Source organism: Kitasatospora sp. NPDC056446, from assembly GCF_042796115.1.
Taxonomy (GTDB): domain Bacteria; phylum Actinomycetota; class Actinomycetes; order Streptomycetales; family Streptomycetaceae; genus Kitasatospora.
In genome coordinates this window covers 1-13067 of record NZ_JBHTRF010000130.1, presented here as the reverse complement: position 1 = coordinate 13067, position 13067 = coordinate 1, and the positions used below count along the sequence as shown (strand labels likewise).

The 13067-nt window shown below is 70.9% G+C and carries 10 protein-coding genes; 2 read left to right on the top strand and 8 right to left on the bottom strand.

The annotated features are described in order from the left end of the window. Window positions 1-32: 32 nt before the first annotated feature. From ACFQ6N_RS39165 to ACFQ6N_RS39150, 4 genes are all read right to left on the bottom strand, one after another. Window positions 33-836, bottom strand: a complete 804-nt coding sequence (locus tag ACFQ6N_RS39165; protein WP_380658922.1) for an amino acid ABC transporter ATP-binding protein — start codon at window positions 834-836, stop codon at window positions 33-35. Then, the gene (locus tag ACFQ6N_RS39160; protein ID WP_380658921.1) at window positions 833-1807 is read right to left on the bottom strand and encodes an amino acid ABC transporter permease; all 975 of its coding nucleotides are present in this window, start codon (window positions 1805-1807) and stop codon (window positions 833-835) included. The genes ACFQ6N_RS39165 and ACFQ6N_RS39160 overlap by 4 nt, the downstream gene beginning before the upstream one ends. 37 nt (window positions 1808-1844) lie before the next feature. Continuing rightward, complete coding sequence (locus ACFQ6N_RS39155; RefSeq protein ID WP_380658920.1) at window positions 1845-2771, bottom strand: ABC transporter substrate-binding protein; 927 nt, start codon at window positions 2769-2771, stop codon at window positions 1845-1847. A 409-nt stretch (window positions 2772-3180) separates the two neighbouring features. Beyond that, window positions 3181-4107, bottom strand: coding sequence for an ABC transporter substrate-binding protein (locus tag ACFQ6N_RS39150; RefSeq protein ID WP_380658919.1), 927 nt, complete (start codon window positions 4105-4107; stop codon window positions 3181-3183). A gap of 583 nt (window positions 4108-4690) precedes the next feature. On the opposite strand from ACFQ6N_RS39150, the gene ACFQ6N_RS39145 reads away from it, so the two are divergent. Together ACFQ6N_RS39145 and ACFQ6N_RS39140 are read left to right on the top strand one after the other, a co-directional pair. Then, window positions 4691-5884, top strand: a complete 1194-nt coding sequence (locus ACFQ6N_RS39145) for an NADP-dependent malic enzyme (protein WP_380658918.1) — start codon at window positions 4691-4693, stop codon at window positions 5882-5884. 130 nt (window positions 5885-6014) lie between these two features. Further along, entirely contained in the window at window positions 6015-6977 is a 963-nt protein-coding gene (locus ACFQ6N_RS39140) for a zinc-binding dehydrogenase (protein ID WP_380658917.1), read from the top strand. Window positions 6978-7067: 90 nt separating this feature from the next. On the opposite strand, the gene ACFQ6N_RS39135 is transcribed toward ACFQ6N_RS39140, so the two are convergent. From ACFQ6N_RS39135 to ACFQ6N_RS39120, 4 genes are all read right to left on the bottom strand, one after another. Next, on the bottom strand, window positions 7068-8129 hold the full coding sequence (locus tag ACFQ6N_RS39135) for a PadR family transcriptional regulator (RefSeq protein ID WP_380658916.1): 1062 nt from the start codon (window positions 8127-8129) through the stop codon (window positions 7068-7070). A gap of 1 nt (window position 8130) precedes the next feature. Further along, complete coding sequence (locus tag ACFQ6N_RS39130; protein WP_380658915.1) at window positions 8131-9033, bottom strand: DUF4097 domain-containing protein; 903 nt, start codon at window positions 9031-9033, stop codon at window positions 8131-8133. Between the two features lie 210 nt (window positions 9034-9243). Beyond that, on the bottom strand, window positions 9244-9423 hold the full coding sequence (locus tag ACFQ6N_RS39125) for a DUF6104 family protein (protein WP_380658914.1): 180 nt from the start codon (window positions 9421-9423) through the stop codon (window positions 9244-9246). Window positions 9424-9591: 168 nt separating this feature from the next. Further along, on the bottom strand, window positions 9592-13067 hold a 3476-nt coding region (locus ACFQ6N_RS39120), incomplete at its 5' end, for a multifunctional oxoglutarate decarboxylase/oxoglutarate dehydrogenase thiamine pyrophosphate-binding subunit/dihydrolipoyllysine-residue succinyltransferase subunit (RefSeq protein ID WP_380658913.1).

The following is a 13067-nucleotide window of genomic DNA, read 5'->3' as shown; positions in this document are numbered from 1 at the left end:
GGCCTGGCCTGCCGGGCGCCGATGGTACGTGCTCAGAGCACCTTGGAGAGGAAGGCCCTGGTGCGTTCGTGCTGGGGGTCGGTGAGGACCTGGCGGGGGTTGCCGGACTCGACGACCACGCCGCCGTCCATGAACACCAGCGCGTCGCCGACCTCGCGGGCGAAGCCCATCTCGTGGGTGACGACCACCATGGTCATGCCCTCCTCGGCGAGGCCGCGCATGACGTCCAGGACGTCGCCGACCAGCTCCGGGTCGAGCGCCGAGGTGGGCTCGTCGAAGAGCATCAGCTTGGGCTTCATGGCCAGCGCGCGGGCGATCGCGACGCGCTGCTGCTGGCCGCCGGAGAGCTGGGACGGGTAGTTCTTCGCCTTGTCGGCGAGGCCGACCCGCTCCAGCAGGGCCATCCCGCGCTCGCGGGCCTCGGCCCTGCTCTCGCCCTTGACCTGGACCGGCGCCTCGATGACGTTCTCTATGGCCGTCATGTGCGGGAACAGGTTGAAGCGCTGGAAGACCATGCCGATGTCGCGCCGCTTGAGGGCGACCTCGCGGTCCTTGAGCTCGTGCAGCCGGTCGCCGCGCTGCTGGTAGCCGACCAGTTCGCCGTCCACCCAGAGGCGGCCGCCGTTGATCTTCTCCAGGTGGTTGATGCAGCGCAGGAAGGTCGACTTGCCGGAGCCGGAGGGGCCGATCAGGCAGAACACCTCGCCCTGCTTGACCTCCAGGTCGATGCCCTTGAGCACCTCGACCAGGCCGTACGACTTGTGCACCCCCTCGGCGCGGACCATGGGCTCGGCGGACCCGGCGGTGCCGGCGGGGGTCTTGGTCAGATCGGTCATACGTGACCACCTCCCTCGAGCCCCGGGACGACGTCGGCGGTCGTCTTCGGGGCGGGCTTCCCGGCGAACAGTCCCCGCAGCCGTTGCAGCGGGGTGGGCGGGAGGGTGCGGTTGGAGCCCCGGGCGTAGTGGCGCTCGATGTAGTACTGGCCGATGGTCAGCACGGAGGTGAAGAACAGGTACCAGAGGCTGACCACGATCAGCAGCGGGATGTTCTGGTAGTTCCGGGAGTAGATGACCTGGCCGGCCCGGAAGATCTCCTCCAGGGAGATCACCGAGACCAGCGAGGTCGTCTTGAGCATCGAGATGGTCTCGTTGCCGGTCGGCGGGATGATCACCCGCATGGCCTGCGGCAGGACGATCCGCCGCATGGTCTGGAACCGGCTCATGCCGAGCGCGTGCGCGGCCTCGGTCTGGCCCTCGTCGACCGACTGGATGCCGCCGCGGACGATCTCCGCCATGTAGGCGGCCTCGTTGAGGCCGAGGCCCAGCAGCGCGGCGACGAAGGTCGGGATCAGGACGTTGGTGGACTCGGACCAGAACTCCGGTCCCCACGGCACGCCGATCGACAGCTTGGCCCAGATCAGGCCGAGGAAGTTCCAGAACACCAGCTGCACCAGCACCGGCGTGCCGCGGAAGATCCAGATGTAGACCCAGGCGGTGCCGGAGAGCAGCGGGTTCGGGGACAGCCGCATCACCGCGAGGATGATGCCGCCGACCACACCCATGAGCATGGAGAGTGCGGTCAGTTCCAGCGTCACGACCATGCCGTGCACGATGCTGTCGTGGAACAGGTACTGACCGACGATGTCCCACTTGAAAGCGGGGTTGGTGAAGAGGGCGCTCAGCAGCATCGCCGCGAGCAGGGCGATGACGACGGCGCCCGCCCAGCGTCCGGGGTGACGGACCGGGACGGCCTTGATGGTCTCAGGCCGTCCCTGTTCCGCCGTCCCCTTGTCCAAAGAGTTCACGGTGTGGCCTCGGGGGAGAGATGAAGCGTACGAGGGGTCAGCTGACGGCGCCGTTGACGGTCGACTTGTCGAGGGCGCCGGCCTCGACGCCCCACTTGGTGAGGATCTGCTTGTAGGTGCCGTCGTCGATCAGCGACTGGACGGCGCCCTGGATGGCCGGGGTGAGCTTGGAGCCCTTGGCCAGGGCCACGCCGTAGGGGGCCACGCCGTAGGTGTCGCCGAGCTTCTCCAGCTGGCCGCCGGACTGCTTGATCGCGTAGTCGACGACCTGGGAGTCGGCCATCATCGCCTGGTCGCGGCCGGAGACCACGGCGTTGGTGACGTCCGTCTGGAGGTCGAACTTGTCGCCGTCGTTCTGGATGCCCGGCTTGCCGGCCTTGGCGCAGTCCGGGTTGCGGGTGTCCTTGATCTCGTCGGCCTGGGTGGTGCCGGTCTGGACGGCGACCTTCTTGCCGCAGAGGTCCTTCGGGTCGACCTTCTCCGGGTTGCCCTTCTTCACGGCGATGGCGCTGCCGGAGTTGAAGTAGGTGACCATGTCGACGATCTGCTCGCGCTCCTTGTTGTCCGTGAAGGACGACATGCCGAGCTGGAACTTGTTCGCCTGGATACCGGGGATGATCGCGGTGAAGCCGGAGTCCTGGACCTCGGCCTTCAGGCCGAGCTTGGCGGCGATGGCGTTGGCCAGGTCGACGTCCATGCCGATGACCTTGCCGCTGTCGTCCTTGAACTCGTCCGGGGCGTAGGAGGCGTCCGCGCCCACCAGGAGCTTGCCGGCGGACTTGACGTCGTCCGGGACGAGGGCGGCCAGCTTCGGGTCGGCCTTGACCTCGTTGACGGTCGCGGAGGCGTTGGGAGCGCCGCTGCCCTCGCTCTTGCTGCTGCCGCAGCCGGTCAGGACCAGGGAGACGGAGGCGGCGACCACACCGGCCGCGAAGAGCCGGTTGCGCTTGGTACGGGCGGTCATGAGGGGGATCTCCTCCTGGGAGAGAAGGTCGGGCGGAGCGCGCCGCGGGAGCGGCGCACCGGGGGAGCGAGCCGTACGACGCCGTACGGGTGTGCGTCGTACGTCGTCGTACGTGCAGGCCGGGTGGTGCGTGCCTGGACGCTGGGACCGCCCAGGGTGCTACGGGTGCTGCTGCCGCCACCCTCCGCCGAGGTGGACGTCGACCGAACCGCCTCGACCAGTGGCCGGCTCGATCCGAGATGGGGGGAATCCTGCCATCTGCTGACGGTCAGGTGGCCCTCATCCAGATCAAAATCGGATAACAAGGGGTCCCGCCGTCCGCTATTCGGACTTAATCCGCGCTCCTGTCACCCTGCGCATAAGTATGCAGATCGCTCTGTGCTCCGCCCGGAGGCCCGCCGCCGTCCGCTCAGATGCCCCCGTTGACCACCGCGTTCTGCGCCGCGCCGGCGCTGACGTTCCACTTGGCCAGGATCTTGTCGTACTCGCCGCTGCGGATCAGCTGGTCGACCGCCTTGGTCAGGACGTCCCGCAGCTCGGTGTCGCCCTTGCGCACGGCTATCCCGTACGGGTTGGAGGTGGACTGCCCGCCGGTCACCTCGAAGCGGCCGCCGCCGTCGGGGCTCTTCGCCGCGTAGGCGGCCACCGGGAAGTCGTTCAGCCCGGCCGCGGCGGTGCCGGAGGCGACCTCGGCCAGTGCCTTGGCGTCGGTGTCCAGCTTGTGCGTGGTGAGCTGGCGGCCGGTGCGGGCGCAGACCGCGACCTGGCGGGTGACGATCTCGTCCTGGGTGGTGCCCTGCTGGAGTGCGACGGTCCGGCCGCACAGGTCGTCCAGGGTCTTGATCCCCTTGGGGTTGCCCTTCGGGACGACGATCGAGGTGCCGGCGATGAAGTAGTCCACGAAGTCCACGCCGGGGTCGGTCTGCTTGCCGGCCTCGTCCACGCCGTCGCGGCGCCGGCGGGTGTCGCTGAGCGCCGACATCGCCACGTCGTACTGCTTGGCCTGGAGGTTCGGCACCAGCTTGCCGAACGGGGTGTCCACGAACTCGACCCGCACGTCGAGGATCCTGCCCAGGGCGGCCGCGAGCTCCGGGTCCAGCCCGGTGGGCTTGCCGTCCGGGCCGCGGAACTCCACCGGGGCGTAGTTGACGTCCATGCCGATCCGCAGCGCCCCGGCCGAGCGCTGGGCCTTCGGCAGCTTGCCGCGGACGTCCTTGACCGGGTCGTCCGCGGTGGCCTGCCCGCCACCGCCGCAACCGGTCAGCAACAGGGCCCCGGCGGTGGCCAGGACGGCGCCGGCCAGGGCGGGGCGGCGGGCGGGGAGGGGGTGAGGCATGAGGGCTGCTCCTGGGGAGGGACGTGCGGTCGCCACGGTGTCGCGGTGGTGTACGCGAAATGGCGGACAAGCGATCCTGCCATCCCGGCCTGCCGGGCCCGGCGGCGGGTGTGTCAGAATTCGGTACCGGGTGACCCCCGAACGCTCGAACCGGACCGACGAGCCCCGACAGGCTCGGGGTGCTCGGGAACGGAAGTCCTCACGCGGCTCCGTATCCGGAGTGCCGACTCCCCCTCGTGTCCGCGTTCACTCCTGCGGGTGCGCGTGCGCTCAAGCCGTTGCCGCCGCCGGTGCCCGGCGCTTCCGACGCCGGGTCCCAGTGAGGCGACAGCGCGGCGATGAACCGCACGTGACGAGGACGAAAAGGCATAGGTGCGATGCCTCCGTCCGACCTAGGCTCGGTCCGGTAGCACAACACGGACAACACAGACCCCATAAAACCCTCATCCGAGGGCGCCGCCCGACGGCAGCGCCCCGACCCCGACCCCGGGTCCGCTTCGGCGTACCCGGTTTCCGGTTTCCGGACGGGTCGCCCTGCCCGTCGGCCGCGCGTCCTCGCCAGAACAATGACGAAGAGGTCATCGTGGCAGCGGAGATCATCAGCAGCACCCAGGACACCGTCGATCCGGTCGACGCGGTTTTCGCGCTCCACCGCGGCGGCAAGATGGAGATCCGGGCGACCGTCCCGGTGCGCGACGCGGACGACCTGTCCCTCGCCTACACCCCCGGTGTCGCCCGCGTCTGCACGGCCATCGCCGAGCAGCCCGAACTGGTCGACGACTACACCTGGAAGGCCAACACCGTCGCGGTGGTCACCGACGGCACCGCGGTGCTCGGCCTGGGCGACATCGGCCCGCAGGCCTCGCTGCCCGTGATGGAGGGCAAGGCCATCCTGTTCAAGCAGTTCGGCGGCGTGGACGCGGTGCCGATCGCGCTCGCCTGCACCGGGGTCGACGAGATCGTCGAGACCGTGGTCCGGCTGGCGCCCTCCTTCGGCGGGGTCAACCTGGAGGACATCTCCGCCCCGCGCTGCTTCGAGATCGAGCGCCGGCTCCAGGAGGCCCTGGACATCCCGGTCTTCCACGACGACCAGCACGGCACCGCGATCGTCACCACCGCCGCCCTGTGGAACGCGGCCAAGGTGACCGGCCGCGAGATCGGCTCGCTGCGGGCCGTCATCTCCGGCGCCGGCGCGGCCGGCATCGCCATCGCCAAGATGCTGGTCGCCGCCGGCATCGGCGACGTGGCCGTCTGCGACCGCAAGGGCGTGGTGTACGAGGGCCGCGGCGACCTCACCGACGTCAAGGCCGAGATCGCCGCGCAGACCAACCGCTCCGGCCGCAAGGGCTCGCTGGCCGACGCGCTGGCCGGCGCCGACGTGTTCATCGGCGTCTCCGGCGGCACCGTGCCGGAGGAGGTCGTCGCCACCATGGCCGAGGGCGCGTTCGTCTTCGCGATGGCCAACCCCAACCCGGAGATCCACCCCGAGGTCGCCCACAAGTACGCGGCCGTGGTCGCCACCGGCCGCAGCGACTTCCCGAACCAGATCAACAACGTGCTGGCCTTCCCCGGCATCTTCGCCGGCGCCCTCCAGGTCCGGGCCTCCCGGATCACCGAGGGCATGAAGCTGGCCGCCGCCAAGGCGCTGGCCGGCGTGGTCGCCGACGAGCTGACCCCGCAGAAGGTCATCCCCTCGCCGTTCGACGAGCGGGTCGCCCCGGCGGTCACCAAGGCCGTCGCCGAGGCCGCCCGGGCGGAGGGCGTGGCCCGGATCTGACGCGGTCGGGGGAGCGCGCCCGCCACGACGGCCGCTCCCCCGCCTCCGAGTGGGGGAGTCACAGCGTCGGGACACGCGTCACACTCACGCGTGGTTCCCGGCCCCGGCCGTCCCGGCTATCGTCCGGGTCATGTTTGCTGCCTACGCCGCACGTATCGATGCCGACGACCCGCTCAGCGCACTGGAGTTGGGCGAGCTCCCCGAGCCGCAGGCCCGTCCGGGGTGGAGCGTGGTCACGGTCCGGGCCGCCAGCCTCAACCACCACGACCTGTGGTCGCTGCGCGGTGTCGGGCTGCCCGCCGAGAAGCTGCCGATGATCCTCGGCTGCGACGCCGCGGGCGTCGACGAGGACGGCAACGAGGTGGTCGTCCACTCGGTGATCGGCCAGAGCGGCCACGGGGTGGGCCCGGACGAGCCGCGCTCCATCCTGACCGAGCGCTACCAGGGCACCTTCGCCCAGCGGGTGGCCGTCCCCACCTGGAACCTGCTGCCCAAGCCCGCCGAGCTGAGCTTCGAGGAAGCCGCCTGTCTGCCCACCGCCTGGCTGACGGCCTACCGGATGCTGTTCACCAACGCCGGGGTCAGGCCCGGCGACACCGTGCTGGTGCAGGGCGCGGGCGGCGGCGTGTCGACCGCGCTGGTCGTCCTCGGCAAGGCGGCCGGCCTGCGGGTCTGGGTCACCGGCCGGGACGAGGCCAAGCGCCGGCGGGCGGTGGAGCTCGGTGCCGACGCGGCCTTCGAGAGCGGCGCCCGGCTGCCCGCGCGGGTGGACGCGGTCATGGAGACGGTCGGCGCCGCGACCTGGTCGCACTCGGTGAAGTCGCTGCGCCCGGGCGGCACCATCGTCATCTCGGGGGCCACCTCGGGGCCCAACCCGAGGGCCGCCGAGCTGAACCGGATCTTCTTCCTGGAGCTCAAGGTGGTCGGCTCGACCATGGGCACCAAGGAGGAGCTGGCCGGGCTGCTCGCCCTCTGCGCCAACACCGGCGTCCGCCCGGTGGTGGACTCGGTGCTGCCGCTGGCCGAGGCCCGGGACGGCTTCGCCCGGCTGGCCAAGGGCGAGGTCTTCGGCAAGATCGTGCTCAACCCCTGACGTGCGGCGGCCCGGCGCCCCCGTCCGGGGCACCGGGCCTGCGCGTCCGGCCAGCGACGGCCGGGCGGCCGCGTCAGCCAAGCGGCCGCTTCAGCCGAGCAGCCGCTTCAGCCGCTCGCCGGCGGTGCCCAGCACCGAGCGGGCCTCGGCCAGCTTGTCCGCGCTCACCCCGCCGTCCCGGGCCGCGTCGCGGACCTGGTCGCGGAAGCGGTCGAGCAGCCGCTCCAGCTCGCGGGCCGGGTCCTCGGCCGGGTCGGTGCGGGCCCACGACGGCAGGTCGGCCGGGGTGCCGGACCCGTCCTTGTCCAGGTCGATCCGGGTCACGGTGATCCGCTCACCCGAAGCATCCGACTCGCCCGACCCGCCCGACTCGCCGGTCCCGTCCGCGGGGTGGCCCCAGCGGGCCGCGTCGGCCAGGCCGGACAGGCCCTTGGTCAGTTCGGCCAGGCCCTCGGCGAGCCCGCTCGGCCAGTCGCCCTTCGCGGCGTGCTCGCGCACCTGCTGCTCGACCCGGCGCTTGATCCGCAGCGCCTCCTGCTGCGCGGCCGAGCGCGAGGCCTTGGCCTGCTCGCGCAGCCGGCGGGCCTCCTCCTCGGCGGCCTTCGCCTTGGCCTTGGCGGCCTTCTCCTGCTCCCGGGCGCGCTTGGCCTGCTCCTTGGCCTGCCGCTTGAACTCGCTGAACTCCTCCTTGGCGCGCTGCCAGGAGTCGTTGTCGCCCCAGGGGCCGGACCACGGGTCCCCCTCGCCCTCGGCGCGGTCGGGCCGGGGGGTCTGCTTGGCGGCCTTCCACAGCTCCTCGCGCAGGTCCTTGGCGCTGTCCCGGACGTCCTCCCGGATCGCCCCGGCGAGCTGCGCCACGGAGTCCCGGATCTCCAGCTCCAGCTCGGCCAACTCGCCGTTCCGGGCTTCGAGTTCGGCGCGACCGGCGTCGGTCAGCCGGTAGACCTTGCGGCCGCCCTCGGTGCTGTGGGCGACCAGGCCCTCCTGCTCCAGCTTGGCCAGCCGCGGGTAGACCGTCCCGGCGGAGGGGGCGTACAGGCCCTGGAAGCGCTCCTCCAGCAGGCGGATCACCTCGTAGCCGTGGCGCGGGGCCTCGTCGAGCAGCTTCAGCAGGTAGAGCCGGAGCCGGCCATGGCCGAACACGGGGGTCATCTCAGGCCTCCTTGGTGAGGTCGGGCTTGCCGGGGGCCGCCGGGAGCTCCTTCGCCGGGCCCTCGTCCTCGGGCTCGGGGCGGCTCAGGACGGTGACCGCGCCGGAGACGGTGGTGACGTGGAGGCTGCCGCGGCCCTCGCCGAGCTGGCCGGACAGCTTCTTGGCGCCCCAGGTGCCGCTCAGCTTGAGCTGCTCGAAGCTGCTGGAGATGTCGCCGCTGGTGGAGCCGGCCTCGACCTTGGCGTCGGTGCGGGAGGGGATCCGGACCACGACCGGGCCGCTGACGGTGGTGACCTTGACGTCGGCCTCGCCGTCGACGTCCAGGTCCAGGGTGACGGCGCCGGTGACGGAGTTGGCCTGGACCCGGTCGGCGGTGCCGGCGACGACGGTGAGCTGCCCGGAGACGGTGTTGACCCGCAGCCGGCCGCCGACGGACTGGGCGTCCACGTCACCGGTGACGGTGTTGGCCTCGGTGCGGCCGGTCAGCCCGACCAGGGTGGCGTCGCCGTTGGCGCTCTGCACCGAGACGTGCCCGGAGACGCCGGAGACGGTCGTGCCGGCCGAGACGGTGCCGACCTTGACCTCCGCGCCGGCCGGGACGGTGACGGTGACGCCGGCCACCCGCTTGCGCTTGAAGGTGCCGAAGAAGCTCTTGACCGAGCCGACCGACTTGAGCCAGTCGCCGAACTCGCCCCAGCTGTTGATGTCCTTGTAGGTGACCGTCAGGACGCCGTCCACCAGGGTCACGTGCAGCGGCTCGCCCTCGAGGTCGGTGACCTCCAGGCGGGCCGGGCCCTCGGCCGCCACCACGTTCACGGTGCCGTCGATGATCCGTACGTGCACCGCGCGGACCGCTTCGTCGATGGTGATCCTCTCGGGCCCGTCGACCGTCCACTGGCTCATCTCTGCCGCCTCCCGTTGCCGATCGCGATGTATCGCGTTCTCTTTTAAAGACGATATATCGCGTGACGGGAAAATCAAGCGTGCCGGACCCGGAACCCGACCCCGATCCGTCCCCGATCCGCCGCCGGGGACCCCGTAGGGGGAGCCCCGGGACGCGCGAAGGGCCCGGGAGGCGGTTGCCTCCCGGGCCCCTCGTGGGCCGTCACCCGGTCACTCGTCGTCCTCGTCGTCGAGCCGGGCCAGCCAGGTGGCCAGCCGCTCGACCGGGATCTCGAAGTCCGGGTTGAGGTCGACGAACTCGCGCAGGCGCTCGGCCAGCCACTCGAAGCTGACCTCCTCCTCGCCGCGCCGGTTCGCCAGCTCCTCGATGCCTCGGTCGGTGAAGTACACGGTTCGCTCCGGTCGGATGGGGGGTGACCCGGTCAGGATAGACCGGTCGGCCGGCCCGTCAGGGGCCGGCGGCGGCCCGGCCGGTGCCGGGCGACGGCGCGGCCCCCGCCCTCCCGGAGGGGAGGACGGGGGCCGGTGAGCCCTCGGGCGCGAGCGCCAGTGGGGGCGTCAGAGCGAGAAGACCTCTTCGATCAGCGCCTGCTGCTCGGCGATGTGCCGCTTGGCCGAGCCGACCGCCGGGGACGAGGCCGTCGTGCGGGCGACGCGGCGCAGGCGGGAGCCGCCGGCGCTGCGGCCGATGACGACCTGCAGGTGGTCGACCAGGTTCATCGCGATGAACGGCCAGGCACCCTGGTTGTCCGGCTCCTCCTGCGCCCAGACGAACTGGACGTTGTCGCCGTAGCGGGCCAGCTCCTCCTGGAGCTCGGCCACCGGCAGCGGGTAGAGCCGCTCGACCCGGACGATCGCGGTGTCGGTGACGCCGCGCTCGGTGCGGGCCGCCTCCAGGTCGTAGTAGAACTTGCCGGCGGTGATGACCACCTTGCGGACCTGCGCCGGGTCGACGGTGGAGTCACCGATGACCGGACGGAAGGAACCCGACAGGAACTCCTCGGTCGCACTCGCCGCGGCCTTCAGACGCAGCATCGACTTCGGGGTGAAGACGACCAGCGGCTTGTGGTGCGGGTTGTGCGCCTGCCAGCGCAGCAGGTGGAAGTAGTTCGACGGCAGGGTCGGCATGGCGACCGTCATGTTGTTCTGCGCGCACAGCTGGAGGAAGCGCTCCGGGCGGGCGGACGAGTGGTCCGGGCCCTGGCCCTCGTAGCCGTGCGGCAGCAGCAGGGTGACGCCCGAGTGCTGGCCCCACTTCTGCTCGGCGGACGCGATGTACTCGTCCACCATGGTCTGCGCGCCGTTGACGAAGTCGCCGAACTGCGCCTCCCACATGACCAGCGCGTTCGGGCGGGTCAGCGAGTAGCCGTACTCGAAGCCCATGGCCGCGTACTCCGACAGCAGGCTGTCGTAGACGGTGTAGCGGGCCTGGTCCTCGGTGAGGTACTGCAGCGGGGTGTAGTCCTCGCCGGTCTTGCGGTCGATCAGGACGGCGTGCCGCTGCCCGAAGGTGCCGCGGCGGCTGTCCTGGCCGGCCAGGCGGACCGGGTGGCCCTCCATGAGCAGCGAGCCGATGGCGAGGGTCTCGCCCATCGCCCAGTCGATGGTGTTGTCCTCGACCGAGGTGGCGCGGCGCTGGAGCTGCGGCAGCAGGCGCGGGTGGACGGTCAGCCAGTCCGGGTGGTTGACCTGGGAGGCGGCGATCCGCTTGACCATCTCCTGGGAGATGCCGGTCCGGATGGAGACCGGGAAGTCGGCGACCGGCTTGCCCGCGATGGCGTCGGCCGGCGCCTGGGCCGCGTCGCGGACCTCGGCGAAGACCTTCTCCAGCTGGCCCTGGAAGTCCTGGAGCGCCTGCTCCGCCTCTTCCATGGTGATGTCGCCGCGACCGATCAGGCCCTCGGTGTACAGCTTGCGCACCGAGCGCTTCTTGTCGATCAGGTCGTACATCAGCGGCTGGGTGAACGAGGGGTTGTCGGCCTCGTTGTGACCGCGGCGGCGGTAGCAGATGAGGTCGATCACCACGTCCTTGTGGAACGCCTGGCGGAACTCGAAGGCGAGCCGCGCGACGCGGACCACGGCCTCCGGGTCGTCGCCGTTCACGTGGAAGATCGGGGCCTCGATCATGCGGGCCACGTCGGTGCAGTACATCGAGGAGCGGCTGCTGGCCGGGGCGGCGGTGAAGCCGACCTGGTTGTTCACCACGAGGTGGATCGTGCCGCCGGTGCGGTAGCCGCGCAGCTGCGACATGTTCAGGGTCTCCGCGACGACGCCCTGGCCGGCGAAGGCCGCGTCGCCGTGGATCTGGATCGGCAGCACCGGGAAGGTGGTGCCGCCCTGGTCCAGGATGTCCTGCTTGGCGCGGGCGATGCCCTCGACGACCGGGTCGACCGTCTCCAGGTGGGACGGGTTCGCGGCGAGCGAGACCTTGATGGTCTCGCCGTCGAGGCCGGTGAAGGTGCCCTCGGAGCCCAGGTGGTACTTGACGTCGCCGGAGCCGTGCATCGACTTCGGGTCGAGGTTGCCCTCGAACTCGCCGAAGATCTTGGCGTAGGGCTTGCCGACGATGTTGGCCAGCACGTTCAGACGGCCGCGGTGGGCCATGCCGATGACGGCCTCGTTCAGGCGGTGCTCGGCGGCGGCGTCGATGGTCGCGTCCAGCAGGGCGATCAGCGACTCACCGCCCTCCAGCGAGAAGCGCTTCTGGCCGACGTACTTGGTCTGCAGGAAGGTCTCGAAGGCCTCGGCCGAGTTCAGCCGGCGCAGGATCCGCAGCTGCTCCTCGCGCTCCGGCTTCGAGTACGGCTTCTCCAGGCGCTCCTGCAGCCACTTGCGCTGCTTCGGGTCCTGGATGTGCATGTACTCGATGCCGACGGTGCGGCAGTACGTGTTGCGCAGCAGGCCGAGGATGTCGCGGAGCTTCATCATCTTCTGGCCGCCGAAGCCGCCGACCGCGAACTCGCGCTCCAGGTCCCACAGGGTGAGGCCGTGGGTGGTGACGTCGAGGTCGGGGTGCTTGCGCTGCTTGTACTCCAGCGGGTCGGTGTCGGCCATCAGGTGGCCGCGCACGCGGTACGCGTGGATCAGCTCCATGACGCGCGCGGTCTTGTTGACCTCGTCGTCGTGGGTGGTGGCGACGTCGGTGGCCCAGCGGACCGGCTCGTACGGGATCCGCAGCGACTCGAAGATCTCGTCGTAGAAGCCGTTCTCGCCGAGCAGCAGACGGTGGATCTCGCGCAGGAACTCGCCGGACGCCGCGCCCTGGATGACGCGGTGGTCGTAGGTCGAGGTCAGCGTCATGATCTTGGAGACGCCCAGGCGGGACAGGGTCTCCGGGGCGGAGCCCTGGAACTCGGCCGGGTACTCCATGGCGCCGACGCCGACGATGGTGCCCTGGTTCTGCATCAGGCGCGGCACGGAGTGCACGGTGCCGATGCCGCCGGGGTTGGTCAGCGAGACCGTGACGCCGGTGAAGTCGTCCATGGTCAGCTTGTTGGCGCGGGCCCGGCGGACGATGTCCTCGTAGGCCTGCCAGAAGCCGAAGAAGTCGAGCGTCTCGGCCTTCTTGATGGCCGCGACGACGAGCTGGCGGTCGCCGTTGGGCTTGACCAGGTCGATGGCCAGGCCCAGGTTGACGTGCTCCGGCTTGACCAGGAAGGCCTTGCCGTTCTCCACCTTGTAGCTGTAGTTCATGCCCGGGGAGGCCTTGACGGCCTGGACCAGGGCGTAGCCGATCAGGTGGGTGAAGGAGACCTTGCCGCCACGGGCGCGCTGCAGGTGGTTGTTGATGACGATGCGGTTGTCGATCAACAGCTTCGCCGGCACGGCGCGGACCGAGGTCGCGGTCGGCACCTCCAGCGAGGCGTCCATGTTGGTGGCGACGGCCTTCGCCGGGCCGCGCAGCTGGACCAGCTCGGGGCCGCCGGCGGCGGCGGTCGCGGAGCCCCGAGGTCCGGGCCGACCTCGCCCGGATCCGGCGTGCGGAGATGGCGGCCGCCCGCGAGATCCTCGGAGTGCGCCAGCAGTTCCTCGGC

Coding starts and splice junctions, on each gene's coding strand:
- ACFQ6N_RS39130 (WP_380658915.1), bottom strand. CDS start 9,033: ATGAGCCAGTGGACGGTCGACGGGCCCGAGAGGATCACCATCGACGAA.
- ACFQ6N_RS39155 (WP_380658920.1), bottom strand. CDS start 2,771: ATGACCGCCCGTACCAAGCGCAACCGGCTCTTCGCGGCCGGTGTGGTC.
- ACFQ6N_RS39140 (WP_380658917.1), top strand. CDS start 6,015: ATGTTTGCTGCCTACGCCGCACGTATCGATGCCGACGACCCGCTCAGC.
- ACFQ6N_RS39135 (WP_380658916.1), bottom strand. CDS start 8,129: ATGACCCCCGTGTTCGGCCATGGCCGGCTCCGGCTCTACCTGCTGAAG.
- ACFQ6N_RS39165 (WP_380658922.1), bottom strand. CDS start 836: ATGACCGATCTGACCAAGACCCCCGCCGGCACCGCCGGGTCCGCCGAG.
- ACFQ6N_RS39150 (WP_380658919.1), bottom strand. CDS start 4,107: ATGCCTCACCCCCTCCCCGCCCGCCGCCCCGCCCTGGCCGGCGCCGTC.